We start from the raw sequence: 26,211 nt of genomic DNA on the forward strand, positions 1-26,211 counted from the left end.
GGGTGCAGTCTGAACGCACTGTTTGACTGGAGTGGTGCGGATCCTCAAGCCAATCCAGGTCCTGTCAGCCCTGATCTTCGCCGCGGCGCTGCTCATACCGCCGACGCTGGCCCACGCCGCCACGCTGAACTGGTCCGGCCTGGATGCCCGCTTCTACGACGGGCCGATCCCGCCTCCGGGGACCACCATCGAGTCGGTCCCGCTGGACCCGGCACTGTCGCTGACCGGGGCCGGTCCCGCCTACCGGGTGCTGTATTCGACTGTCGACCAACATGATCAGCCCGCCGTCAGCACCGGCGCGGTGTTCCTGCCGCCCGGTCCGGCACCCGAGGGCGGTTTCCCCGTCATCGCCTGGGCACACGGCACGGTCGGGCTCGGCGACGACTGCACCCCGTCGGCGCTGCCGCGCTCCCCCCGCGACGACGAGTACCTGTCGCACTGGCTCAACCAGGGCTACGCGGTGGTCGCCAGCGACTACGCCGGCCTGGGCACCCCCGGTCTGATGAGCTACCTCAACAGCGTCACCACCGCCCACGGCGTCGTCGACTCCGTCATCGCCGCCCACGACATGGGCCTGCCACTGTCGCCCGAGTGGGCGATCGTCGGGCAGTCCCAGGGCGGCGGGGCCGCCGTCGCCAGCGCCCGCTGGGCCACCGAGTTCAGCGCCGGCACCCGACTGGACTACCGCGGCGTCGTCGCCACCGGCACCCCCGCCAACATCGACAACTTCGTCCGGCAGGCCGGCCCCGCCCTCGAGCTGCCTGAACTCGGGCCGGTCGCCAACGCCTATACCGCCTACATTTTGGCCGCGTTCCGGGAAGCCCGCCCCGACCTCGACATCAACAGCGTGCTGACTCCGGAGGGGCTGGCGGCCGCCGAGCGCGCCGAGACGGTCTGCGTGCGTCCGCTGACCGACGAGCTCGCCGACCTCAACCCGGCGGCCTTCTTCAGCGCCCCGCTGTCGTCGATCCCCGGAATGGCCGACGCGCTCTATGAATACATGGGGACACCGTCGACGGGGTTCGACCGGCCGCTGTTCCTCGGCGTGGGGCTGCTCGACCGCGACGTGCCGCCGGCGTCGACGTTGGCGTTCTACGACCAGCTGGTCGCCAACAACCAGAACGTCACGCTGCGTATCTATCCCGAGTAGGATCACTCGGGCACGGTGCTGGCGTCGATGGCGGACTCGACGCCGTTCCTGCGCAGCGTCTTCGCCAGCTGACCACACCGTTGAGACTGCGCCCAGCGCGGGAAAGTGCGAGTAGACCCCGCTGTGGCTGCAGTCTCAACGCATCTGGTGCGCGCTGGGCGGGGTCTGAACGTCATTCACGATAGACGGTGGTGCCCGTGACGCCCGCCGCCGAGCTGACGAACTTCGCGAAGCACTCGTCGACGGCGAATCCGTTGACATCGCACCACCGGTTGGCCTCGGTGGCGCTCAGCTTCGGCGGGCCGACGACCGTCACCCACCAGTCTGGGCTGTCGAACGTCGACCAGTGACCCGACCAGAGCAACCGGGCACCGCTGAACTGCTGCCGCAGCGCCAGATGGTCTCGCAACACATCCGCGGCGGTCGATGTCACCCCGTCGACGGACTGCCCCACTTTCATCGAACTGAGCTGCGGGACCCAGCGATTCGCGAGATCTGCGACCGCGCCGGAATAGTCGCCGCTGCGGAGCTCTTCCAGCACCGCCTGCGCCACTCCGTTGACGCTGCCGTGCTCGGGTACCGCGGGCGCCGCGGCGAGCAGCAGGTCGAATCCTGACGTCTTCGGCGGTGTGACACCGGCCGGTACCGCCGCACCCCGATGCGCGGTCACCGTCGGGGTCTCCGGCACCATATCTGGCGTGCGCCAGTACATCCCGGGCGGGAAGATCAGCGTCCGGCGCGCGGGCAGACTGGGCTCCAGGGCCAACGGATAGGTCGCGAAGTCGAAAGCGCCCGCCGCGATGTCGCGCTGGCCGTCGGTGACGGTGATGCGTAATTCGGCGTCAGCCTCGAGCGGCTCCCCCGGACACGGGGACAAGAAGGCCGCGTCGACGGCAAGCCCTTCGGCGCGCAACTCCATCGACTCGGCCCGGATCGTCGGTGGGGCCGGGCAGAAGACGGGACCGGTCGGCATCGCCGACGGGGTTCCGGTGACGAAGCCGTCGCTGCGCCGCTGCTCGGAGTTGTCTCCGGAGGACGGCGCGAACACGATGAAGGCGGCCACGCCGACGACGATCAGCACCGCGATCGCCATACCCGCCACAGCCAGAATCCGTCGATTCGCCGGTGGCGTATCGACGTCCTCCGGCCAGTCCAGGATCTCGATCGAGGCTCCGCAGACCATGCAGAAGCGCCGGTCACCTCTGTTGACGTGACCGAGCGGGCACAGCACCGTGGCGCCGTCTACCGACATGACTCCATCGGTGAATCGTGGACTGCCCGCCCCCGCCGAGAAATCGGGGGATTCCCTCGATCTGTCCCGAAACCACACATGTCACCACCCCCAGCAGCAACGACGATACGCCGCAGTCGGCCTGGGGAGGCCATACCACGCTCACGGCGAGCCAAACTCACCGCGTTGAGACTGCAGCCAGCGCGGAGAAGTGCGAGTAGACCCCGACGTGAACGCAGTCTCAACGTTCTGGATGCGACGCCCCGAACGTTCTCGATGCAACCGGCCCAGACGCGGACGCGGTGGTCAGGCTGCGACGGTGGCTGACTCCTCGGCCGCGCGGGTCGGCAGGCTCACCGACATCCCCTCGACGGTGATCGCGCCCCAGGAGTAGAAGTTCAGGAACTTCGCCGACGACGTCACGATCTGCACGGTGACCGACTGCCCCGGCGCCAGCGTGTGCGCGACCTGCCCCATCGAGAACGTCACCGTGTGCGTGTCACCGTCGAGCACCACCGGGATCGGTGTGGCGTGGTTGCCCAGCACCAGACCGGTTCGATCGTCGACGATCTGCGCGTAGACGTGCTCGGCGTTGCCGTCACCGGAATAGGTGAGCGTGATCTCCGGCGCGCCGACGATGTGCGTCAACTCGGTGACGTCAGGCACGCGCAGGCTGACCGCGTTGATCGCGCCCGCCGCCGAGGGCAGACCGAGCAGCGTCGCGATGAGCCCGCGGGTCAGGATCAGCGGGTTGGGTCCGGACCCACCGAGCAGCGGGACGAACGGAATGGTGCGCCGGTCCGTGCGTTCGGCGACGACGGGCGTGCCCTCGGTGACCGGATACTCCTCGGCGCTGTACCACTCGCCGTTCTGGTCGACCCACTCGAATTGCGGTCCGGTGTCGACGCTTTCGTCACCCTTGACGTAGCGGTCCAGCCAGCGCAGCGTCCGGTCGATGACCACTTCACCGTCGTTGTAGTCGCTGAGGCAGGCGCCATGCCCTCCGCAGTACCAGACCACCTTGGTGGTGGTGCCGGCCTCGATCAGGGCCAGCGCATTCGTGTGCGCCTGATCCAGCGTGAACAGCGTGTCGACCGTGCCCTGGATCAGCAGCGTCGGCGCGGTGATGTCGCCGATCTGGTCCTGGAAGCCCAGATCGTTGACCAACTCGATGTCGGAGTCTTCGGCGATGCCGAACAACACGCCCTGGATGGCCACCGGGAAGATGCGCGGGTGCTCACGGGCGAACGTCAGCGCAAGCACCGTCGGCAACAGGGTGCCCCACCCGCTGTTGACGGCGCCCCGCGGAAACAGCACGTCCACCAGGCTGTTCCAGGCGATCGTCGGCACGATGGCGTCGATGCGGTGATCGATTGCCGCAGTGGCGAGTTGGATGCCGCCGCCGTAGGAGGCGCCGGTCATGCCGATCCTGGGATCGTTCGCGGCGTCGAGCGCGACCTCGGGCAGGGTGGCCAGATAGCTGATGATGTGGGACATGTCGCGGCCCTCGTAGTCGGGCGAATCCAGCGTCATGATCCCCTCGGACCGCCACTCCCCACGCGGATCCCAGGTGACGACGTTGTAGCCCGCCTCACGCAGCGCGCCGACACCGATCGTGTCCCGCGGCAGGAAGCTGTCGACATCGAGCTCGAGCGTGGTCGCGCCGGGCAGGCCCAGACCGGGACCGTTGAGCACGGTCGGCGCGGTCTCACCGGCCTGCAGTCCCTTGGCAGGCATGAAGTGCACGAAGATCCGGGTGCCGTCGAACGACGTCACCCGGAAGCTGCGCGCCTGCGGAGTCCCCTCGGGAGCCCAGTGGTCGATCGGGAACCCGATCACCGGATTCAGGATGTCGCCGACGAACGGGATCACGTGGGCCAGCCCAACCAGCGGGGTGACCACCAAAGGCCCCAGCACCGGGATGTTCTGCAGCCACTGCAACGGCGGTGTCCACTGCTCGACGACCACGTCGGTCGGGATCGGATACTGCGCCGCAGCATCGGCCTCCACCAGGCTGGTGGTCACCAGATCGCCGACGCTTTCGGGGGTTTCGTTGGTGGCTTCGCGACCGGCGCCGACGATGGACATGACCAACGAGGCGAGCGCGGGCAGCGCGGGGCCCTCGTCGAGGGCCTGCTGCTCGGGGTCGAGGGCTGACACGTCGGCGGTGACGACCTCGGCCTCGGCACCGGGCACCTCGGGATCGGCGGGCTCGGAGACCGGGCTGGGTTCGGCCGGTTGCCCGGCCGCGGGCTGTTCCGTGGCCGGTTGCTCGCCCTCGTCGGTCGGCGTCTCGGCAGCTGCCGGCTCCTCGACCTCGACGGAAGCCGGTTCCTCGACCGCGTCGCCGCCGGCCGGTTCGGCGTCGGACAACTCGGGGCGGTCGCTGCGACCGTCGGCACCACCGGCGGCCTCATCGGCCGACTCGTTGCCACCGGTCGCCTCGTCGTCTCCGCCGGCCTCGTCCGGCGTTTCGTCGACGGAGGCGTCCTCCTCTGCGGCGTCTTCATCGACGTCGTCAACAGTGTCGTCGCCGACCGCGTCCTCATCGGCCGCGTCCTCGTCGACCTCGTCCTCGGGGTCCACGGCGTCCTCGTCAACGGCGTCTTCGTCGGCCGCGTCCACGGCGTTGTCGTCGACGCTGTCTTCACCATCGAGGCCGGCACCGTCATCGGAATTGACGGTGTCGTCAGAGGGTTCGCGCTCCCCGGCGTCACCAGCTCCCGACGTACCCGACGTCGAAGAACCCGACGGACCCGACGTCGACGATCCCGACTCCGACGAAGAAGACGACTCCGAAGACGCCGACGACGAGGAACCCTCGCTGTCCTCAGCTGCCGCGACTCCGGCGCCGGCCACGATCGCCGCTCCGACGCCGAGCGCCACCGCCAATGAACCGATTCGACCTACGTACGACCCCGCTCCCATGGGAGACATACTTACCTTGCCTAACGTGACTTAGGGACGCCTTCGATCATTTCTTACTGATGAGTCAGATCCGCGGCGGTTCGTCGACGGATTTCGCTGCGTACGCCGCCGAACCCGGCGGAATCCACCCCAGCAAAGCAGAAAGCTCACCGCTCAACCGGGCGCGTTGGCCACGGGACCGGGCCAAGACCGGTACGGTCGAGTCACCTGAGGACCATCTGGGGTGGATCCAACGAGGGGGCAGGCCTTACCCACAGTCGAACTCCAGCGGCTCGCACCACGCCACGTCGGCGTCGCAGAGGAACGCAATGAGTCGCTTCACCCGAACCATGTATGCCAACGCTGCGAGCAGCACGAAGGGTTTCATCACCGGCGATCCCCACGCTCCGTTGCGCCAATCGTGGGCCGAGGTGCACGAACGGGCGCGCAGTATCGCGGGCGCGCTGGCTGCGGCCGGGGTGGGTCACGGCGACGCGGTCGCCGTCCTGGCCGGCGCCCCGGTGGAGATCGCCCCGACCGCGCAGGGAATCTGGATGCGCGGGGCCAGCGTCACCATGCTGCACCAGCCCACTCCCCGGACCGACCTGGTGCGCTGGGCCGAGGAGACCACCGCCGTCATCGACATGATCGCGGCCAAGGCGGTCGTCGTCTCCGACCCGTTCATGGCCGCCGCGCCCGTGCTGGCCGAGCTGGGCATGACGGTGCTGACCGTCGCCGAGCTGCTGACCGGCCCGCCCGCCGACCCCGTGGACACCGCCGACGACGACGTCGCGCTGATGCAGCTGACGTCCGGCTCCACCGGCTCCCCCAAAGCCGTTCAGATCACCCACGCCAACATCGTCGCCAACGCGGAAGCGATGACGGTCGGCTGCGACTTCGACATCGACACCGACGTGATCGTCAGCTGGCTGCCCTGTTTTCACGACATGGGTATGACCGGCTACCTCACCGTCCCGATGTATTTCGGTGCCGAGCTGGTCAAGATCACGCCGATGGACTTCCTTCACGACATCTTGCTGTGGCCGCGGCTGATCGCCAAGTACCGCGGCACCATGACCGCGGCACCGAACTTCGCCTACACCCTGCTGGCCAAGCGGCTGCGTCGCCAGGCCACCCCCGGCGAGTTCGACCTCTCCTGTCTGCGCTGGGCACTGTCGGGCGCCGAGCAGGTGGATCCTCTCGATGTCGAGGAACTGTGCAACGCCGGCGCCCCGTTCGGTCTGCGCCCGGAGGCGATCGTGCCGGCCTACGGCATGGCCGAAACCACGGTCGCGGTGTCGTTTTCCGAATGCGGCCGCGGCATGGTGGTCGACGAGGTGGACGCGGATCTGCTCGCGGTCCTGCATCGCGCGGTCCCCGCCACCCGCGGTCACACCCGCCGGCTGGTGTCGTTGGGGCGGCCCCTGCACGGCCTGGAGGTGCGCATCGTCGGGGAGGACGGCTCCGATCTGCCCGCGCGCGGCGTCGGGGTCATCGAAGTCCGCGGCGAACCGGTGAGCCGGGGATACACCACCGTCGTCGGGTTCCTGCCCGCACAGAATGAGCGCGGCTGGTACGACACCGGCGACCTCGGTTATCTCACCGAATCCGGCGACGTCGTGGTGTGCGGCCGCATCAAGGACGTCATCATCATGGCCGGGCGCAACATCTTTCCCACCGACATCGAGCGCGCCGCCAGCCGTGTCGGCGGGGTGCGACCCGGCTGCGCGGTGGCGGTCCGCCTGGACGCCGGATTGTCCCGTGAGACATTCGCCGTGGCCGTCGAGTGCACCGATTTCGACGACGACGAGCAGGTCCGCCGCATCCAACGCCAAGTCGCCCACGAAGTGATCGCCGAGGTGGATATGCGGCCCAGAAACGTCGTGGTGCTCGCACCGGGCACCATCCCCAAGACCCCGTCGGGCAAGCTACGCCGAGCGCATTCGCTGGCGTTGGTGAGCTGACCGCAGCCGCTTCAGTGCGCCGCCGGGCGTGCGCGCGGACGCGGTCTCCGGTGCGGCGTCACCGGTCGCGGTCAAAAAACCCATCGGGCAGCGCGAGTTTGTGAATCGTCCGGAATGTCGACAGATATTGCTTGGCAATCGAACCCGTGGTGTACGGCAGGTCGTACTTGTCACAGACAGCACGAACGCGGTGCGCGATCTGTGCGTAACGATTGCTCGGCAGGTCGGGGAACAGGTGATGCTCGATCTGGTAACAAAGGTTGCCGCTGGCGAAGGCCAGCACCGGGCCGGCATTGAAGTTCGCGGTACCGAGGATCTGGCGTAGATACCACTCACCGCGTGTCTCGTGCTCGAGGACGTCAGCACTGAACTTCTCCGCGCCGTCGGGAAAGTGCCCGCAGAAGATCACCACGTAGGCCCAGAGGTTGCGACACAGGTTTGCCGCCGTGTTCGCGCTCAACGTACGACGCCAGCGTCGGCCGCTCAGAGCGGGCCACAGCACATAGTCCTTCAGCACCTGACGCGCGGACTTACGGATCAACTCCCTGCGGGCCGCCTTGTGCTCGACAGTGCCTGCCCCCACCCGATCGCGCTCCGAATGGATCCCGTGCAAGCCGATACCCCATTCGAAGATGACCGCCAACAGCAGATTCCTCAGCGGCTGCACCAGATTCTCCGGCTTCCACGGCTGGTCTGGTGTCACCCGCAAGACGCCGAAACCGAGGTCGTCGTCCACGCCGATCACATTGTTGAAGACGTGGTGCCGGTAGTTGTGGGAATACCGCCATTGCGACGACAGCCCGACCATGTCCCACTCCCAGGTGTTCGAGTGGATCTCCGGGTCGTTCATCCAGTCCCACTGGCCATGGACGACGTTGTGGCCGATCTCCATGTTCTCGATGCTCTTGGCGAAGGCCAGGGCTGTCGCGCCGACCAGCCAGCCCATTCGCGACGTCGAGCCTGCGATGACCAAGCGGGCGACCACGTCGAGAGTGCGCTGGAACGAGATGGTGCGGCGGATGTACGCGGCGTCCGCCGCGCCCAACGAATCCTCGATGTCACGGCGGATGCTGTCGAGTTCGTCGCCCAGCGACTCGATTTCCGAATCGCTCAGATGCGCGAACGCAGCGATGTCAGCGATGGCCAAAGTGGTGTCCCGTCGGTATGTCGGTCAACGTCACGTGGGCTCGAGTACGAGCCGAATTCTCTGCGGGCCACCAGCCAGAAGGGGGGAGCTGTGGCGGACTGTCGGCGTCTTCGCAGTTTACCTCAGCTCGCCGACCACGTGGTGGACACATCGTCTGACCCGCACCCATCCCGGGACCGAAAGCGCTGCGGCAGAATCGATGAGACATCTCGACGCTACCTGCGGCGCTGCCGATCAGCGAGTACCCGATGGGCCAGCCCGAGGTAAGCCTCGGCGACCACCGGCCAGGCAACCTGAGATGCGAGTTCGCGTGCCTGCGCGGCCATGGACCCCGCGAGGCGCGGTTGCGTCAACACCTGCCGCAGGGCCGCGGACAGAGCGGCCGGGTCGTCGCGGTCGACCAGGATGCCGGCACCCCCGCAGAGCATCTCGAGGGCATGGGGGAAGGCCGTTGCGACGACAGGCCTGCCACTGACCACGGCATCAACCAGCACGCTGGAGGTGACCTTCTCGGTCGAGTCGTAGGGCAAGGCCACGACGCTGGCCGTCTGGATCAGCGATGTGAGCGCTTCTCCGTCGTGAAACCGTGGGTCGAAAGACACCGAGCCGGACACCCCCAACCTGCGGGCCTGCTCGACCAGCGCGTCGCGATAGGCCTCGCCGTTGGCTGCCGACTCCTGCGGATGGGTCGGACCCACGACCAGATATCGGGGTTGACCCGGAGCGTCCTGCAGGGTGCTCATGGCGTCGATCACGCGCTCGACCCCCATCCCGGGCCGCAACAAGCCCCAGGTCAAGATCACCGGTCTGCTCGCACGCTTGCTGCGCGCCGTGGTGGGGACGGTCCCGCCATGCGGAATGGTCACCACCCGGGTGCGCTCCACCGCGTAGTCGCGGGACAGTCGCTCGCGCGCCGCCTCCGACAGCACCACCAGGCGGTCGGCCGATGCGGCTATCCGTTCCAGAACCCAGCGCTGATGTGGCTCCGGGTCTTTGGGCACCGAGTGGACGACCACGATGATCGGGACACGGAGCCGGTCGATGACTCCCAAGAGTTCGTCGCCGTGGGTGCCGCCGTACAAGCCGTCGTCGTGCTGGATGACAGCGATTCCGCTGGCGTTCAACAACTCTGCACATCTGGTCGCGGACTCGGCCCGTGTTTCACCGAGTTGCTCGGTACTCTCGTGCGTCGACGCGCTGTCACGGACTCGGACGAAGTCGACCTCGGTACCACTGCGGCGCAGTGCGGCCACCAAGCCGGCACCGAACCGGGCCGATCCTTTCCGAATCGGTGAACCCGAGCCCATGAAACCCACTCGAACACTGCGCGAAAGACGTTGGGGCGCTGCGGACATTCGATGGGAGCCAGACAAAGACAAGGTGTTCACAAAATTCCTACAGCCGGTTGGTACCGGCATGTCCGGCGCGAGCGGGTTGCTCGGCGTGTCCAGAGCGAACCAGATGCTTGCCGGACTGGCAGGATTCCCAACTTCTCCACGGTACACCCTGTCGGGGCTGGAATTCGCGCGTAGTGTCGGGACACCGGGACCATCCAGGGCTCCGCAACGAAGGGTCCGATCCATGTCCGACAAGTCCCCCCGACAATCGATGACCAAGAAGTCAGGCAAGTCGCTGAAGGAAAAGCGCGCCGACAAACATGCCAAGGCAGCTGCAAAGGCGTCCTCGGCCAGCACAGTCAACGACATAAAGCGCTGACCGCCAGAGCTTTTCCCGGCTAGCAGGTACACCTTCCCAGTCGCCGGTTGGGCGGCTGGGAAGGCTTTACCGAGTCCCTAGGACTTCGATTCCAGCTTGTTGGTCAGATCCAGGATCAGAGTCTCCAGCTCGACCACCGCGTGCGCCACGACGCTCGACGCCAGCGCGGCACGACCTTCGGGTGTTCGCGGGCCACCGGTGGCGGCATTGTCGACGTTTTCCAGACGCTTCAACATGCGGCGCGAGATCTCGGCCCGCGGGTCCAGCTTGTCGATGGTGAAATTGTTGAAAGCTGTGAATTCTGAGGGTTTTTCGGTCATCGGTTTCCTCGCTCGCGGGATGTCTCTCGGAAGAACGTCGCGATCAGCCAGCGCGGTGGGGAGCCAGAGACGAAGAAGCCTGGGGTTCGCGTGAAAACGGAAACAGAGGTTCGTGCCGGCGAGAGCCCTACCACCGAGAACCGTGGTTGATCTCGGGTCTGAACAGTGCGCGTGTTGTCACGACGCGTGCACTTCACTGTACGCCGACTGCGCGTCGGACGGCTGCGAACTCGGTCCCCTGTCGGCGACCGGGTCCTGAAACGAATTGTGGGCTGGCGGAAGATTTCCACCAGCCCACACGGAAGTTGTCGCCGTCAGACGGCAGACACCCTCACAGCCTGCGGACCCTTGTTGCCCTGCTCGACCTCGAACTCGACTCGCTGATTCTCTTCGAGCGAGCGGTATCCGTTGCCGCTGATCTCCGAGTAGTGGACGAACACATCCTGTGCGCCACCATCGGGAGCGATGAAGCCGAAGCCCTTATCGCTGTTGAACCACTTCACAGTTCCCTGTGCCATACTTTTCCAACTTCTTTCATTTCGAACGGATGCCGAACAAACATCCGCGATGAGCCTAGCACGACCTGCGGAAATCAGCCCCATCAAGATTTTTCGGGCGGTCGCGGCGGGCGGTGCGCGGTCTCCGTCTTGTTACGAGCCCACATCCTGCGACGACCACACGTCTTGTTACGAGCCCACGTCTTGTTACGAGCCCACCTTGCCCGAGGCCGCAGGTGTGGTGATCTCGCAGCGCCACTGTGCGCTCTCGACTTCGGCGAGCTGCCAGACCGCGTGCGCCGTATCGCTGACCCGGTTGTCGGCATCGTCGGCCGGTAGTCCCGCCGCCGTGCGCAGCATCATCAACCCGAGTGCCTGCGACGTCATGCTCGGCACCACAAGGAGTTTCACACGTCGTTCCCGACCGGCCACGAACATCAGGCGCGGGCGACGCGGCACGGTATCGCCCTTCATCATGCGGGTGCCGGCCGCGATCGTCTCGAGGTCGAGTTGGCCTTCGGTCGCCGACCAGTTGATCCGGATGTCGACGACCTCGCCCAGAATGCGGTGCAGGGCGCCGACCAGATCAGGAAGCTCAGCGGCGATCAGGGCCGAATGGGGCCACCATGCGCCGTCGATGCTGCCCGTCGACAGGCGGGCCAACGCGAGCCGGGTCGGGCTGGCGGCGCGGCGTGACCGCGCCATCCCGTTCACGTCGTCGGCGAATCGCCGGAGCGGGTCGGGCGCTGCTGATCAGAAAACACCGGCGCCTGCACCGGTTCGCTGGACACCGTTGTCGAAACCGCGACCTGCGGCCCTTGGCGGTGGGAAAACAGTTCGGACGAATCCATGAACAAGGTCCTCACGTGGTACGGGACAAACCCGTACGTCGGTTACGAGCGAAGAGAATCGCGTCGCAGACCGCATCGCTGGCATCGGGGACACCGTCTCCGGCGCGACACGACCTGCCCGAGACACTACACCGCGGCCTGCGGTTTGGGGGTTGACCGGATCCGCGCGCCCCGTCGGGGCACGAAGATCACGTGCTTGAGTCGCGGCTTCTCCGCCGGCTCGCTGGTGGTGTGCAAGTCGACGCGGCGCAGGATCTCCCGCAACACCACCCGGAACTCGACCATCGCGAACGTCGCTCCGAGGCAGCGGCGGTTGCCGCCGCCGAACGGGAAGTACGACGACGGGCTCAGCGTCGCGTTCAGCATCCGGCCCGGATCGAACCGCTCCGGGTTCGGGTAGAGCTGCGGGTCGGCGTGCACGGCCACGAGGCCGGGCACCACCATCACCCCGGCCGGCAGCCGGTGCCCCGCCAGCTCCACCGGTTCGGTGAGGATCCGCCCGACGTCGAAGACCACCGGCCGGTTGCGCAGCGTCTCCTTGGCCACCGCGTCGAGGTAGTCGTCGTCGCCGTCCTCGGCAGCGCGCACCGCCCGCTCCAACACCGCGGGGTGACGGCTCAGCCGCTCCAGCGCCCACGCCAGCCCGGTGGCCGTGGTGTCGTGACCGGCCAGCAACAACGTGATCAGCTGATCGCGCAGCTCCCGGTCAGTCATCTCACGCCCGTCCTCGTCGGAGGCGCGCACCAGCATCGACAGGGCGTCGGTGCGCTCGGCCAGGTGCGGGTCGGCGCGGTGATCGGCGATCTCGGCGTACAGCAGCCGGTCGGCCTCGGCGATCGCCCTACGCAACGGTCGCCACGGCCACCTCTGCAGCAACTCCGGATTCATGACCGCCAGGCTCTGCCAGGCCCCGATCCGCAGCACCCGGGGCAGCACCACCCGCAGCGCCGCGAGCCGGGCCTGGTCGGTCGTACCGATCACGGTGCGCAGGATGACCTCCAGCGTGATCTCCGACATCTTCGGCGCCGCTGCGAAGGCCCGGTCGCGCGGCCAACCGGCGATGTTGTCCGCGGCGATCTGGGCGATCAGGTCCACTTGCGCGGCCACGGCGTCCCGGGCGAACGGCGCGAGCATCAACCGGCGCCGGTCGCGGTGCACATCGCCGTCGACGACCAGCACCGAGGTGTCCCCCAGTAGCCCCCGGAGCATCGAATTGGCTTCCCCGGCGTGGTAGACGCGCGGATCGCCGGAGAACACCGTCTTGATGTCGGCCGGATCGGTCAGATAGACCACGGTGCCCATCGAGGCCACCCGCAACGTGAACGCGGTCCCATAGCGTCGCCGGCACGCGGCGATGAACTGGGGTCCGCGGGACAGCATCAGCGCCGCCTGCACTCCGCGCGGCAGGCGTGGACCTGCGGGCAGCGACGTCGTCGTCACCCGGCCCAGCCTACGAGCCGGCTCCCGGCGTCACGCCGCTTTGGCCGCTGTCCAGCAACAACTCCGGAAGCGGGAAGCGCTTCGAATACGTTGACGAGCACCTTCGGCGGGCGCCCGCCCCGCGTCACACAGATCACACCGTCTGGGCTGCGTAACCCGCGCCAGCGTGGGAACACAATTTGCGAAAAGTGTCTGCTCGACACCGCGACCGGCAGGCCGAGGCAGAACCACACCACTGCGAGACACCACTGAACGACGACCACTTCGAACGACGACGATTTCGAACGACGCCAATTTCGAACTACGACGACCCAGAAGGACCAACGATGTCGCGCTTCCTGTTCGCGCTTGGCCAGTCCAGCTTCCGGCACCGCTGGTGGGTGCTCGGCGCCTGGCTGGCGGTGCTGATCGCGGTGGCGGCCGGCTTCCTCGGGTTCCGCGGCCAGCCCAGCGACAACTTCACCATCCCCGGCACCGAGTCCCAGCGGGCCGTGGAGCAGCTGCAGCAGAACCTGCCCGCGTTCAGCGGGGCGCAGACCCAGCTCACCTTCGTCGCACCCGAAGGCCGCGCCGTCACCGACCCGTCGCTGACACCGGCGATCAACGAGGCCGTCGCCGCCGCCAACAACGTCGACAACGTCGCGGCGGCCGCCGGCCCGAGCCAGACCGGTCAGATCGCCCCCGACGGCCGCGTCGGGCTGGGCACGGTGCAATGGACCCAGCAGATCGGCGAGGTGTCGGAGTCGTCGTTGACGTCACTGGAGGACGCGATGGCCCCCGCCGAGCAGGCCGGGCTGCGCGTCGAATACGGCGGCAGCGTCTACCCCGGGTACAAGGTCGACGTGCCGCACCTGCCGGAGATCATCGGCATCGGGGTGGCGTTCCTGATCCTCGTCATCACCTTCGGGGCGGTAGTGGCCGCCGGGCTGCCGATCATCACCGCGGGGGTGGGCGTCGGCATCGGCGCGCTCGGGATCTTCGTCGCCGCGGCGTTCGTGGACATGCCGACCGCAGCGCTCTCCCTGGCGCTGATGCTGGGACTGGCCGTCGGTATCGACTATGCGCTGTTCATTCTCAACCGCTACCGCAACAACCTGCTGTTGCTGATGCCGCGCGACGAGGCGGCCGGGCTGGCGGTCGGCACCGCCGGTGGCGCCGTGGTGTTCGCGGCGCTGACCGTCATCATCGCGCTGTGCGGCCTGGCGGTGGTGGGCATTCCGTTCCTGACCTACATGGGTCTGGCCGCGGCGGTGTCGGTGTTCATCGCGATGCTGATCGCGGTGACGCTGCTGCCCGCGCTGTTCGGATTCGCCGGCGGCCAGGTTGCGCGCTTCATCCAACCGCCGCTGCAGCCCGGCCGCCCGAAGGAGGTCGCCCAGGTGGCGACCTACACCCCGCACCGCACCATGGGGGCGACGTGGGCGCGGTTCGTGGTCAGATTCCGCAAGCCGCTGCTGGTGACCGGCGCCGCCGGTTTGATCCTGATCGGATTGCCCACCCTCGGCATGCATCTGGGTCTGCCCAGCGGAGCGTCGCAGCCGGAGTCCAGCACCGCACGTCAGGCCTACGACCTGACCGCCGAGCATCTCGGCCCCGGCTTCAACGGCCCGCTGCTGGTCGTCGCCGACCTCAGCGACGCCACCGATCCGCGGGCGGTGCAGACCATCGCGGCCAACCTCGGTCGTGAGCAGGGCGTCGTTGCCGCCGCACCGGCCGGAGGTAATGCGGACACGGCCGCCATCCAGGTCATTCCGGCGACCGGCCCCAACGACACCGCCACCGCGGACCTGGTCCAGCGCATCCGCGCCGACCGCGACGCGATCGAAGCCGACACCGGCGCAACGCTTCTCGTCGGCGGCAACACCGCCTCCAACATCGACACCTCCGCCAAACTGGCCGCCGCCCTGCCGATCTTCATCATCGTCGTCGTCGGCCTCGCGTTCGTGCTGCTGACCGTCGCGTTCCGTGCCGCGCTGGTGCCGCTGACATCGATCGTCGGCTTCCTGCTGTCGGTGTTCGCCGCGGTCGGCGTCCAGGTCGCGATCTTCCAATGGGGATGGGGCGCCTCACTTCTCGGCATCACCCCCGGTGAGACGATCAGCTTCCTGCCGATCATCGTGCTGGCCATCGTCTTCGGCCTGTCCAGCGACTACGAGGTGTTCGTGGTGTCACGCATCCGAGAAGAGCTGTCCCGCACAGACACCGCGGTGGACGCCGTCCGCAGCGGCGTGGGACTCTCGGCGCGCGTCGTCACCGCCGCGGCGTTGATCATGTTCGGCGTGTTCATCGCCTTCCTCGCCGGCGGCGACCCGATCATCAAATCCATCGGGCTGACGCTGGCTGTGGGGGTGTTCCTCGACGCGTTCGTGGTCCGACTGACGTTGATTCCCGCGGTGATGGCCATGCTGGGCGACAAGATGTGGAAGCACTCCAAGTGGTTCGCGCGCTACGTACCCGACCTGGACATCGAGGGGACGAAGCTGGAGGCCGAGCACCGCAGTCCGGTGCCGGCGTGAATCCGTTGGGCTAGAACGCCGCCAGCAACTCCATCACCAGCACCACCGCGGTGACGGCGAACAGCGCCGCGAACAGTCCGATCGCCACAAACGTCACCACGGCCCGCGGGGTGAGGTTGCGCCCCGCGGCGGGATCGGCGTTCGACGTCGCCGAGGTCTGCGCCGAGTCCGGCGGCGTCTCACCCGGAGGAACACCCCCGGCGCGGTCTGGACCGGGGGTGTTCCCGGGGGCGGGATCCGGGGGAAGATCGGTCATGATCGTCCTGTCCGGGCGGCGCGTCCCGGGGCGTTCGGGGCTTCGTCGCGCCGGCGTCGCAGTTCGGCGTCGGTCTGTCGGAGACGCCGCGCGGCAATCTCGTCGATGTGGGCCGCCTCTTCCAGTTCGGCGGCGCGCTCGATGCGGGCGACACCTTCGTCCTCGAGGGCGCCGTCGCCGAGCACCATGCCTACCGCCGCGTCCAGCGCGCCGATGGCACGCTCGAACAGCAACCGCACCGGCGCTTCCGGGCCCATCCGGGCGACCAGTTGTTCTTCCAGCAGCCGGATCGGAACCCGTCCCAGCCGGTACTGCGTCCGCAGGATCGCCCACGGGATCGTGCGAACTCTCATCGACGCTCCTCTTCGTTCCGCGTGTGCTGGCGTACCCCGGTCAGCGCCGTTTACACGTTTGCCGCCAGGTCGCGCAGGTGCGCAGCTACCTCGATGCCGGGGTGGAGGAGGTAGATGTCCGACGACCCGGACCGGACATGGCCGGATTCTTCGACGTCTACGCGCGTGAAGTGCTCCCGCAGTCGCGCTGAGCCGCTACCCGCCGGCGCCGTTGATCTGCGGCTTGTCGATCATGCCGCGCTCGACGCCCCACATGGTGGCGATGGCCCGGTAGTCGCCGCTCTCGATCAGGTGCTCGAGTGCCTGCCGCAGGGATTCCGCGAGCTGCGAGTCCTTGGGCACCGGCCAGCCGTACGGGGCCGAATCGAAGACGTCGCCGGCGGGCACCAGGTCACCGCGGGAGAGTTTGATCGCGAAACCGGTCACCGGCGAATCCGCCGACATGGCGTCCACCTCGCCCTTGACCAGCGCCGTCGTCACGGCGTCCTGGCTGGCGAACTCGACAATCTCCAGCGGCGCCATCCCGGCGGCCACGCACTCGTCGCTCTTGCGCGGCAGCTCTTCGGTGGCCTGCAACGTCCCCTGCGCCACACCGATTGTGACGCCGCACGCGGCGGCAGGACCGACGACGACGCCGGGGCGCGACGCCCACTGCGTACCGGCTTCGAAGTAGGTGACGAAATCGACGAGCTGCTCGCGCTGCACGGTGTCGGTGACCGAGGACATCCCGACGTCGACCATCCCGGCCTGCACCGACGGCAGGATCTGGTCGAACGGGATATGACGGTAGTCCGGAACCAGGCCCAGCACCCGGGCCACCGCGTTCATCAGCTCGACATCGAATCCGACCAGCTGACCGTCGGTGTTCTTGAACTCCATCGGCGCGTACGGGACGTTCACGCCGATCACCAGCCGGCCCGTCTCGCGGATGTCGGCGGGCACGGTCTCGGCGATGTGCGCGATCGCCCCGTCGGGCAGATCCTGGGCGCCGGCGTCGCGCCACGGCGCCCACATCCACGCCCCGACGGCCGTCGCAGCCAGGACGACCGCGGCAGCACCGGCCAGGGCCAGCACACGACCGGGCAACCGTCGGTCGCTGCGCGCCGAGTGCCGCGATCCGCGGGCCCGCCGCACCGGCGCGTTCAGCGCGCGCCGGGCAGCGACGGCGAGCTCGCCGGCGCTCTGGTAACGCTTGGCCGGTTTCTTGGCCATGCCCTTCGCGATGACGGCGTCGAAGGCCGCCAGCCGCGGATCGGTGTCCGACGGACGCGGCAGCGGGGCCATCATGTGCCCGGCGATCTGCTGTTCGAGACTGTCGGCGGGATACGGTCGCGACCCGGTGAGCAGTTCGTAGAGCACGCAGGTCAGCGCGTAGACGTCGGAGCGGGCGTCGACCTGGCCGGCCTCGAACCGCTCGGGCGCCATGTAGGCCAGCGTGCCCAGGGTGCTGCCCGCGGTGGTCAGGGCCTGCTCCCCGGCGGTGCGGGCCAGCCCGAAGTCGATCAGGTAGACGAAGTCGCGGCCGGTGATCAGGATGTTCGACGGCTTGATGTCTCGGTGGATGAGCCCGGCCTTGTGCGCGGAGTCCAGGGCGTGCGCGACCTGCTCGACGACGTGCACCGCGAACGGCGCCCCGAGCGGTTTCTCCGTCTCGGCGAGCATCGCGCCCAGGTTGCGGCCCTCGATCAGGCGCATGTCGAGGTAGAGCCGGCCGTCGATCTCGCCGTAGCCGTGGATGGGCACGACGTGCGGGTCGTTGATGCCGGCGGCGGATTGGGATTCCCGGCGGAACCGAGCCTGGAAGACCTCGTCCTCGGCCATGTGGTGCGGCAGCACCTTCAGCGCGACGACACGGTCGGTCCTGGTGTCGTAGGCCTGGTAGACCTCGCCCATCCCGCCCCGGCCGATCAGCTTCTGAAGCCGATAGTGCCCGAATGGTGTCGCATTCACCGCTGGTCTCCTCGGCTGCGGCCAATCGGTTCGTGCGTTGAAGCTACCTCAAGTCCGCCGCGGTCGCCCCCGAGCCGGGAAACGCGGGAAACCGGGGATCAGCCGGGTTTCGCTGGGTGTTCTGCCGGCGGCGCGCCGGTCCGGCAAGCCCCGGGGTCAGAGTCGGTACATCTCCCGGGCCATCGCGGCCTGCTCGAAGACCCGGTCGCGCTGCGCCGGGTAGTGGCGCTTACCGGACTTGGCCGGGCCGGCGGTCGTGGTGTCGTCGCGTACCAACACCGCGGACTGGGGCGCGATGGGCGCCTGCAGCCACCGCAACAGTGCAGACAGAGACCACCGCCGGGCATGCGCACCGGTCACGGAATCCATGGAAAGAGAAGCCATGTCGTTTCACCTCACCTCGTGGGCTGGCCGCGGCTCAAATTCCGCGAAACGCCCGAACTGATTCCGAACGTAACATAAGAAATAGAAGTAGACAACAGAGTTTGTACTTTGCGATTGAAATGTGAGTGAATGGGTACCATGGCGGACGTGGCACGCAAGACCTACGGACAGTTCTGCGGGCTGGCCCATGCCCTCGACGTGGTCGGCGAGCGCTGGACGCTGCTGATCGTGCGTGAGCTGGGCACGGGACCGAAGCGCTACACCGACCTGGCCGACGCCCTAACCGGAATCGGGACCAGCCTGCTGGCCACCCGCGTCCGCCAGCTCGAGACCGACGGCGTCATCCAGCGCCGCCTCGCCGTCGGACAACCCGGCTCCGCGGTGGTCTACGAGCTCTCCGAGGCCGGCCGGGAGCTCGCGCTCGCCCTGATCCCCCTCGCCACCTGGGGTGCCCGGCACCAGATGACCGACGCCGACATCGGCCGCGAGGCCTTCCGGGCCGAATGGCTGCTGAGCTTCCTGGCCGCCGATCTCACCGGCGACACGGACCCCGGACCCGATGCGGTCTACGAGTTCCACATCGGCGACAGCAGCGCTTGCCTGCAGGTCCGGGGCGGACGAATGCGGGTGGCGCCCGGGCCGGCCGCGACACCACCCGACGTCACCGTGCGCGCGGCGGCGCCGACGGTCGCCGCGCTGCTCGGTAGGCAGCTCACGCTCAGCGACGCGGTGCGCTCCGACCAGGTCGACATTTCGGGAGACGCTGCGGCCACCGACGCGCTGGTCGCGCTCATCGAAAGTCACCTCGCCCTGTCTTGAGGCACCCGTTCGATTGATCTAATCGACGCATCAATGATGCGAGAAATGGTCTTGGACAGGCATGGATATGCCTCATACCGTTGACGTCATGACTGCGACGATTCCCGAAACCCACCGTCTCACCGGTCAGATGATCATCGCCGGGACGCCCGTGCGCGGGACGGGCACGCAGATCCACGCGTTCGACCCCGCCGCCGGTGCCGCACTGGACCCGCCGTATCGCCATGGTGACGCCGGCAACGTCGACGCCGCCTGCGCCGCGGCCGCCGACGCGTTCGGCCCCTACCGCGCCACCACCTCCGAACAACGGGCCCGCTTCCTCGAGGCGATCGCCGGTCAGATCGAGGCGATCAGCGAGCCCCTGATCGCGCGCGCCGTCGCCGAAACCGGGCTGCCGCAGGCACGCATCACCGGCGAGGTCGGCCGCACCACCGGGCAGCTGCGCCTGTTCGCCGAGGTGTTGCGGGAGGGCAGTTACCAGGGGGCCCGCATCGACACCGCCCTGCCCGACCGGTCCCCGCTGCCCCGCCCGGACCTCCGCCAACGCTTCATCGGACTGGGTCCGGTCGCCGTGTTCGGCGCCTCGAACTTCCCGCTGGCCTTCTCGGTCGCCGGCGGGGACACCGTCTCCGCACTGGCCGCCGGATGCCCGGTCGTGGTCAAGGCGCACGACGCCCACCCCGGCACCTCCGAGCTGGTCGGACGTGCCGTCACCGCCGCGGTCGCCGAATCCGGCATGCCCGCAGGGACGTTCTCGATGCTGTTCGGCTCGGGCCCCGGCCTCGGGACTGCCCTGGTGACCGATCCGCGGATCAAAGCCGTCGGCTTCACCGGATCCCGCTCGGGCGGCACCGCCCTGGTCGCCGCCGCCGCCGCGCGGCCCGAACCCATCCCGGTCTACGCCGAGATGAGCTCGATCAACCCCGTGTTCGTCCTCGACGGCGCCCTGGCCAGCCGCGGCGGCGAGCTGGGCCGCGCGTTCGTCGCATCGTTGACGATGGGATCGGGGCAGTTCTGCACCAACCCCGGACTGGTCATCGCCGTCGACGGCCCCGGCCTCGACGCGTTCGTCACCGCCGCCCGCGAGGCGCTGGCACAGGCACCGGCCACACCCATGCTCACCCCGGGCATCGCCCGCAGCTACGCCGAGGGCGTCACGGCGCTCTCCGAGGCGGCCGAGCTGATCGGCCGCGGCCGGGACGCGACCAGCGAATGCGGCTGTCACGCAGCACTGTTCACCACCGACGCGCCGAGCTTTCTGAACTCCGAGGCGCTGCAGGCCGAGGTGTTCGGCTCATCGAGCCTGATCGTGCGTTGCGCCGACGCCGCCGAGATGCACGCCGTCGCCGAGGGTGTCGAAGGACAGCTGACCGCCACCGTGCACGCCGACGAATCCGACCTCGACGCCGCCGCCGAACTGCTGCCACGCCTGGAGCTCAAGGCCGGACGGATCCTGTTCGGCGGGTGGCCCACCGGCGTCGAGGTCAGCCACGCCATGGTGCACGGTGGCCCGTTCCCGGCCACCTCCGACTCCCGCAGCACCTCCGTGGGCAGCCGCGCGATCGAACGCTTCCTGCGGCCGGTGTGCTACCAGAATGTGCCGAAATCCCTGCTGCCCAGCGCAATAGCGGACGGCAACCCCGATCACCTGTGGCGGCGCATCGACGGCCGGCTCAGCCAGGACTGACCTCACCCACCGACCGGGCCCCCGCGCCCCGACAACCCCTGCTAGGAGCCCACGATGCGTTCCACGTCCCGCCCGTCCTTCGACGGTGTGCTGTTCTTCCCCGTCACCCCGTTCACCGAGACCGGTGACGTCGACGTCGACGCCCTGGCCGACCACATCGCCAAAGGGGTCGCAGCCGGACCGGGCGGCGTGTTCGTCGCCTGCGGCACCGGCGAATTCCACGCCCTCGACGACCAGGAGTTCAGCACCGTCGTGCGCACCGCGGTCGACGTGGTCGCCGGCCGGGTGCCCGTCTACGCCGGCGCGGGCGGATCGGTGGCGCAGGCCAAGCGGTTCGCGACGGTGGCCGAGCAGGTGGGCGCCGACGGGCTGCTCCTGCTTCCCCCCTACCTCGTCGAGGTGCCCCAGCCCGGTCTGGTCGACTACACCCGCGCCGTCGCCGGCGTGACCGACCTTCCCGTCATCGTCTACAACCGTGGCAACGCGCGGTTCACCGAGGCGTCCGCGGTGGCGGTGGCGAAGATCGACAACGTCGTCGGGTTCAAGGACGGCACCGGCAACCTCGACCAGGTGGCGCGCATCGTGTCGGCCATCACCAGCGAGGTCGACCCCGACTTCCTGTTCTTCAACGGGCTGCCCACCGCCGAGACCACACAGCAGGCCTACCGCGCGATCGGGGTGCCGCTGTACTCGTCGGCGACGTTCGCGTTCGCCCCCGACCTGGCGCTGGCCTTCTACGACGCCCTGGAGGCCGACAACCGCCACCTGGCCGAAGACCTGTTGCGCGCCTTCTTCCACCCGCTGGTGCGGTTGCGCGACACCGTCCCGGGCTACGCGGTCTCGCTGGTCAAGGCCGGCGTCACGATGGGAGGCGTGCCTGCCGGGCCGGTGCGCCCGCCGCTGGTGATGCCCACCGCCACCGACGTCGACGAGCTCGCCTCGATCATCGCCGCGGGCCGCGCCGTGATGACCGGCGCACTGTCCCAGGCGATCTGACCGTGGGCCCGCTGCGCATCACCGGCGCCCGCATCACCCCCGTCGCGTTCCGCGACCCGCCGCTGCTCAACACCGTCGGTGTGCACCAGCCGTACGCGCTGCGCGCCATCATCCAGCTGGACACCGACGCGGGCCTCGTCGGCCTCGGCGAGACGTACGCCGACACCCGGCACCTGGCCCGGCTGCGGGCCGCCGCCGACGCGATCACCGGTCTGGATGTGTTCGCGCTCAACATGATCCGCGCGGCGATCGCCGATACGCTGCGCGGCGACACCGCGGCCGTGGGCACCGCCGGGATGATCACCTCGGCCAGTGCCGTGGACCAGGTGCTGTCCCCGTTCGAGGTGGCCTGCCTGGACGTGCAGGGCCGCGCGCTCGGGCGTCCGGTGTCGGACCTGCTCGGCGGTGCGGTGCGAGACGCCGTTCCGTTCAGCGCCTACCTGTTCTACAAATGGGCCGCCCACCCCGGCGCCGAACCCGACGCGTTCGGCGCCGCACTCGACCCGGACGGCATCGTCGCCCAGGCGCGACGCATCGTCGACGAATACGGTTTCACCGCCGTCAAACTCAAGGGCGGGGTGTTCGCACCCGAGGAGGAGATGGCGGCGATCGAGGCCCTGGCCGCCGCGTTCCCCGGTATGCCACTGCGCCTGGACCCCAACGCCGCCTGGACGCCGCAGACCTCGGTGAAGGTCGCCTCCGGGCTGGCCGGCATCCTCGAGTACCTGGAGGACCCCACGCCGGGCCTGGACGGCATGGCCGAGGTGGCCGCGCAGGCGCCGATGCCGCTGGCCACCAACATGTGCGTCGTCGCGTTCGACGAACTGGCCCCCGCGGTTGCCAAGAGCTCGGTGCGCGTGGTGCTTTCCGATCACCACTACTGGGGCGGCTTGCAGCGGTCGCGGCTGCTGGCCGGCATCTGCGAGACGTTCGGGCTGGGACTGTCGATGCATTCCAACTCCCATCTGGGCATCAGCCTGGCCGCGATGGTGCACCTGGCCGCGGCCACCCCGAACCTGACCTATGCGTGTGACACGCACTGGCCGTGGAAGAGCGAGGACGTCGTCGCGCCCGGTGTGCTGTCGTTCGTGGACGGGTCGGTGCCGGTCCCGACCACACCGGGACTGGGCGTCGACATCGACGACGACGCACTGGCGGCGCTGCACGAGCAGTACCTGCGGTGCGGAATCCGTGACCGCGACGACACCGGCTACATGCGCAGTGCCGATCCGTCGTTCGAGACCGCCAGCCCGCGCTGGTAGTTCCATCCCTCTGTACCGGGCCGGGGTGGGCCGGTTCGGGTTCGCGGCCATCAAGCCCACACCGGCCCGAATCGTCGGCACTACACTGATGCCGCGGTGCGCCCGTACAGGCGCCGACTGATACGAGGAGTGCATCGGTGTTCTCGTTGGCCCGGTTGCAGTGCTTCGTCGCCGTGGCCGAGGAGCTGCACTTCGGCCGCGCCGCCGAACGCCTGCACATGACCCAGCCGCCGCTGTCGCGTCAGCTGCAGCAGCTGGAAAGCGAACTGGGCGTCCAGCTGATCGACCGCACCACCCGTACCGTCACCCTCACCCCGGCCGGTGCGGCGTTTTTGCCCGACGCCCGCCGGATCCTGCAGCTGGCCGAAGGCGCCGCGCAGACCGTCAAACGCATTCCCGCCGGTGACCTCGGCACCGTCGTCGTCGGGTTCACCGCCGCCTCCGCGCACGCCGTGCTGCCCCGGCTGCTCGCACGGGCCCGCGAGCGGCTGCCCGACGTGAAGCTCGACCTGCGCGAGATGGTGACCTCAGCCCAGATCGACGGACTGATGTCCGGTGAGCTCGACCTCGGGATGGCCCGCCCGCCCCTCAAACGCCCAGGACTGGTGTCGCGCCCGCTGCTGCACGAGCAGCTGGTGGTCGCACTGCCGGCCGAGCACCCCCTGTCCGACCTGTCGCGGCAGCTGACCCTCAACGACCTCGACGGCCAAGACCTGGTGATGTACTCCCCGGTGCAGGCCCGTTACTTCAACGAACTGCTGATCAGCACGTTCACCATCGCCGGCGCCACCCCGCGGTACGTGCAGTACGTCACCCAGGTGCACACCATGCTGGTGCTGGTGCGCTCGGGCATCGGGCTGGCCCTGGTGCCGGCGTCCGCGGCCACGCTGCATCCCGAGGGGGTGGTGTTCCGCACGATCGGGGCGTTCCGGGAGCGCCCGGTGGAGCTGGATGCCGTGTGGCGCGGCGACTCGACCAACCCGGCCCTGCTGCGGTTGCTCAAAGACGTGCTGCCGCAGCAGGAGTGGACCACCGACGAGCTCGTCGAAGGCGTCGTCTAGAGCAGCTGCGGAACCCGGTCGGGAATCACGAACGACGCGCCCGTCGCGACCGGGGCACCCGGGCGGGTCACGAACGGCACGGTGCGGAAGTCGGCGCGCAGCTCGTCGGCGGCGAGCGTCGCGCGCAGATAACCGCGCCGGTTGCTGAAGTACCGGATGTGCGGGTTCTCCGGCAGAATCGCCTCGACATCGGCCCGGGTGTCGGATCCGTCGCCACCGGAGGTGATCGACGTCGTCACCAACTCGGTGGCCACCGCAGCCGACAGCGGATCCTCGGAGTGCCTGCGGATCTCAGCAGCCCAGTGCGCGTGCACATCTCCGGTCAGGACCACGCCGTTGCGCACCGCCGAGTCGGCGATCCCGGCGACCACGCGGTCCCGCTCGGCGACGTACCCGTCCCACGCATCCGGGTTGACGCCGCGCGCCGGACCCGCGGCGAGCTCCAGCGGCGCGAAGAACACCTGCTGCGCCAGCAGGTCCCACCGCGCCCTCGATCGCGCGAAACCGTCGAGCAGCCAACGCTGTTGCTCGGCGCCGAGCAGGGTACGGAGCGGGTCGAAACGATCCGCGCAGTCACTGCGATAGTGGTCGCCGCACGCCTGATCGGAGCGGTACTGGCGGGTGTCGAGCAAATGCACCGTCGCCAGCGCGCCCCATTCGACACGGCGGTACAACCGCATGCCGCCGTCGCGGGGCGCCGCCGATGCGCGCAGCGGCATGTTCTCGTAATACGCCTGCAGCGCCGCCGCCCGGCGCGCGGCGAACCCGGCATCGGGTGTCTTCGGTACGTCGCCGGCCCAGTTGTCGGCCAGTTCGTGGTCGTCGAACACCACCAGCCATGGCGCGACGGCGTGCGCCTCCTGCAGGTCGGGGTCGGTGCGATACTGCGCGTGACGCTGCCGGTAATGCGCCAGCGTCACGGTCTCCGGGCCGGCGTGATCGCGCACCCGGTCACCGTTGGCGGCGTATTCGTACAGGTAATCGCCCAGGTGCACAACGACATCGGGATGTTCCTCGGCGAGGCGGCGGTACGCGGTGAACCAACCGTGCTGATAGTTCGAGCACGACGCCGCGCACAGCGTCAACGTCGCGCTCATCGCGCCGGGCGCGGGTGTGGTGCGGGTGCGACCCACCGGTGACAGATGGCCCTCGGCGCGGAAGCGGTAGAAATACTCGCCGCCGGGCGGCAGACCGGCCAGCTCGACGTGCACACTGTGCGCCGCCTCGGGAGCGGCGACGGTGTGGCCCCGCTGCAGCGGCCGGGTGAACGCCTCGTCGGCGGCGACATCCCACTGCACCTCCACGCGGCGCGCCGGCATACCACCTAGGCCGTCGTCGGCCAGCGGCCGCGGCGCCAGCCGCGTCCAGATCACCGCACCGTCGGGACCGGGATCACCCGAGGCCACCCCGAGGGTGAACGGGTCGGCTGGAACGGGTCCGCGGCGCGGCCCGCCGGTGAATCCGAGCAGCGGAGCGGCGGCCAGCCCCGCCGCGCCTTTGAGGACGGTGCGGCGGCTGAGATTCGGCGACACGGCGCAGTGTCGGAGAGCGGCCTGTCCGGGCGATGGCCGGCAGGCGTCGGGTGTCTCTCGGCGGGCGGACCGTCACGGGAACTGTTCGTGAACGCCGGTTGGCCGCGTCCGCGATTTCAGCCCTCCGAGCTGGGCGAGCGCTCTAATATCAACGTATTCGCAAAGGAGCATG

General features: G+C 68.7%; 20 protein-coding genes and 2 pseudogenes. 9 read left to right on the forward strand and 13 right to left on the reverse strand.

Annotated features, from left to right (window positions below; genetic code table 11):
- Nucleotides 1-70 precede the first annotated feature (70 nt).
- A pseudogene (locus J3476_RS07980) lies at nucleotides 71-1,222 on the forward strand (alpha/beta hydrolase family protein).
- Nucleotides 1,223-1,322: 100 nt separating this feature from the next.
- Here the strand turns inward: J3476_RS07980 and J3476_RS07985 are convergent.
- Nucleotides 1,323-2,402 carry a hypothetical protein gene (locus J3476_RS07985; protein ID WP_207065960.1) on the reverse strand — a complete coding sequence of 360 codons (1,080 nt, stop codon included), beginning with the start codon at nucleotides 2,400-2,402 and terminating at the stop codon, nucleotides 1,323-1,325.
- 285 nt (nucleotides 2,403-2,687) lie between these two features.
- Nucleotides 2,688-5,309, reverse strand: a complete 2,622-nt coding sequence (locus tag J3476_RS07990) for a CocE/NonD family hydrolase (RefSeq protein ID WP_286182742.1) — start codon at nucleotides 5,307-5,309, stop codon at nucleotides 2,688-2,690.
- A 308-nt stretch (nucleotides 5,310-5,617) separates the two neighbouring features.
- On the opposite strand from J3476_RS07990, the gene J3476_RS07995 reads away from it, so the two are divergent.
- A complete protein-coding gene (locus tag J3476_RS07995) occupies nucleotides 5,618-7,252 on the forward strand; it encodes a fatty acyl-AMP ligase (RefSeq protein ID WP_207065961.1) in 1,635 nt (544 codons plus the stop codon).
- Here the strand turns inward: J3476_RS07995 and J3476_RS08000 are convergent.
- Both J3476_RS08000 and J3476_RS08005 read right to left on the reverse strand, forming a co-directional pair.
- Nucleotides 7,217-8,399 (reverse strand): annotated as a pseudogene (locus J3476_RS08000) (fatty acid desaturase). The gene J3476_RS07995 and the pseudogene J3476_RS08000 sit on opposite strands and share 36 nt — an antisense overlap.
- Nucleotides 8,400-8,614: 215 nt before the next feature.
- Nucleotides 8,615-9,754 (reverse strand): glycosyltransferase, encoded by a 1,140-nt coding sequence (locus tag J3476_RS08005; RefSeq protein WP_207065962.1) that lies wholly within the window; start codon nucleotides 9,752-9,754, stop codon nucleotides 8,615-8,617.
- Between the two features lie 226 nt (nucleotides 9,755-9,980).
- Here J3476_RS08005 and J3476_RS27865 point away from each other — a divergent pair, with 226 nt between their 5' ends.
- Nucleotides 9,981-10,115, forward strand: coding sequence for a hypothetical protein (locus tag J3476_RS27865; protein ID WP_286182744.1), 135 nt, complete (start codon nucleotides 9,981-9,983; stop codon nucleotides 10,113-10,115).
- Between the two features lie 77 nt (nucleotides 10,116-10,192).
- Here the strand turns inward: J3476_RS27865 and J3476_RS08010 are convergent, their stop codons facing one another.
- The 4 genes from J3476_RS08010 to J3476_RS08025 all read right to left on the reverse strand — a co-directional run bounded on the left by J3476_RS08010 (nucleotide 10,193) and on the right by J3476_RS08025 (nucleotide 13,163).
- Complete coding sequence (locus J3476_RS08010; protein WP_207065963.1) at nucleotides 10,193-10,435, reverse strand: hypothetical protein; 243 nt, start codon at nucleotides 10,433-10,435, stop codon at nucleotides 10,193-10,195.
- Between the two features lie 314 nt (nucleotides 10,436-10,749).
- Nucleotides 10,750-10,953, reverse strand: coding sequence for a cold-shock protein (locus J3476_RS08015; RefSeq protein ID WP_152515514.1), 204 nt, complete (start codon nucleotides 10,951-10,953; stop codon nucleotides 10,750-10,752).
- Nucleotides 10,954-11,139: 186 nt separating this feature from the next.
- Nucleotides 11,140-11,637 carry a DUF5994 family protein gene (locus tag J3476_RS08020; RefSeq protein ID WP_373889041.1) on the reverse strand — a complete coding sequence of 166 codons (498 nt, stop codon included), beginning with the start codon at nucleotides 11,635-11,637 and terminating at the stop codon, nucleotides 11,140-11,142.
- Nucleotides 11,638-11,909: 272 nt separating this feature from the next.
- Entirely contained in the window at nucleotides 11,910-13,163 is a 1,254-nt protein-coding gene (locus tag J3476_RS08025; protein ID WP_207066075.1) for a cytochrome P450, read from the reverse strand.
- 386 nt (nucleotides 13,164-13,549) lie between these two features.
- Here J3476_RS08025 and J3476_RS08030 point away from each other — a divergent pair, with 386 nt between their 5' ends.
- Nucleotides 13,550-15,739, forward strand: a complete 2,190-nt coding sequence (locus tag J3476_RS08030; protein WP_207065965.1) for an MMPL family transporter — start codon at nucleotides 13,550-13,552, stop codon at nucleotides 15,737-15,739.
- Between the two features lie 10 nt (nucleotides 15,740-15,749).
- Here J3476_RS08030 and J3476_RS08035 read toward each other — a convergent pair whose 3' ends face one another.
- The 4 genes from J3476_RS08035 to J3476_RS08050 all read right to left on the reverse strand — a co-directional run bounded on the left by J3476_RS08035 (nucleotide 15,750) and on the right by J3476_RS08050 (nucleotide 18,682).
- Entirely contained in the window at nucleotides 15,750-15,995 is a 246-nt protein-coding gene (locus J3476_RS08035) for a DUF6480 family protein (protein ID WP_207065966.1), read from the reverse strand.
- Nucleotides 15,992-16,348, reverse strand: a complete 357-nt coding sequence (locus J3476_RS08040; RefSeq protein ID WP_207065967.1) for a hypothetical protein — start codon at nucleotides 16,346-16,348, stop codon at nucleotides 15,992-15,994. Before J3476_RS08040 ends, J3476_RS08035 begins: the two co-directional genes overlap by 4 nt.
- A gap of 195 nt (nucleotides 16,349-16,543) precedes the next feature.
- Entirely contained in the window at nucleotides 16,544-18,298 is a 1,755-nt protein-coding gene (locus J3476_RS08045; protein WP_207065968.1) for a bifunctional serine/threonine-protein kinase/transporter substrate-binding domain-containing protein, read from the reverse strand.
- A 156-nt stretch (nucleotides 18,299-18,454) separates the two neighbouring features.
- Nucleotides 18,455-18,682 (reverse strand): hypothetical protein, encoded by a 228-nt coding sequence (locus J3476_RS08050; RefSeq protein WP_207065969.1) that lies wholly within the window; start codon nucleotides 18,680-18,682, stop codon nucleotides 18,455-18,457.
- Between the two features lie 129 nt (nucleotides 18,683-18,811).
- Here J3476_RS08050 and J3476_RS08055 point away from each other — a divergent pair, with 129 nt between their 5' ends.
- The 5 genes from J3476_RS08055 to J3476_RS08075 all read left to right on the forward strand — a co-directional run bounded on the left by J3476_RS08055 (nucleotide 18,812) and on the right by J3476_RS08075 (nucleotide 24,507).
- Nucleotides 18,812-19,501, forward strand: coding sequence for a helix-turn-helix domain-containing protein (locus J3476_RS08055; RefSeq protein WP_207065970.1), 690 nt, complete (start codon nucleotides 18,812-18,814; stop codon nucleotides 19,499-19,501).
- 88 nt (nucleotides 19,502-19,589) lie between these two features.
- Complete coding sequence (locus J3476_RS08060; protein WP_207065971.1) at nucleotides 19,590-21,188, forward strand: aldehyde dehydrogenase (NADP(+)); 1,599 nt, start codon at nucleotides 19,590-19,592, stop codon at nucleotides 21,186-21,188.
- Nucleotides 21,189-21,242: 54 nt separating this feature from the next.
- Nucleotides 21,243-22,184: a 5-dehydro-4-deoxyglucarate dehydratase gene (locus J3476_RS08065; protein ID WP_207065972.1), complete on the forward strand. Its 942-nt coding sequence runs from the start codon at nucleotides 21,243-21,245 to the stop codon at nucleotides 22,182-22,184.
- On the forward strand, nucleotides 22,181-23,446 hold the full coding sequence (locus J3476_RS08070; RefSeq protein WP_207066076.1) for an enolase C-terminal domain-like protein: 1,266 nt from the start codon (nucleotides 22,181-22,183) through the stop codon (nucleotides 23,444-23,446). The genes J3476_RS08065 and J3476_RS08070 overlap by 4 nt, the downstream gene beginning before the upstream one ends.
- A 137-nt stretch (nucleotides 23,447-23,583) precedes the next feature.
- Nucleotides 23,584-24,507, forward strand: a complete 924-nt coding sequence (locus J3476_RS08075; protein ID WP_207065973.1) for a LysR substrate-binding domain-containing protein — start codon at nucleotides 23,584-23,586, stop codon at nucleotides 24,505-24,507.
- Here J3476_RS08075 and J3476_RS08080 read toward each other — a convergent pair.
- Nucleotides 24,504-26,039 carry an alkaline phosphatase gene (locus J3476_RS08080; protein WP_207065974.1) on the reverse strand — a complete coding sequence of 512 codons (1,536 nt, stop codon included), beginning with the start codon at nucleotides 26,037-26,039 and terminating at the stop codon, nucleotides 24,504-24,506. The two genes, J3476_RS08075 and J3476_RS08080, sit on opposite strands and share 4 nt — an antisense overlap.
- Between the last annotated feature and the right edge of the window lie 172 nt (nucleotides 26,040-26,211).

This window comes from Mycobacterium sp. PO1 (genome assembly GCF_017312405.1).
Classification (GTDB): Bacteria; Actinomycetota; Actinomycetes; order Mycobacteriales; family Mycobacteriaceae; genus Mycobacterium.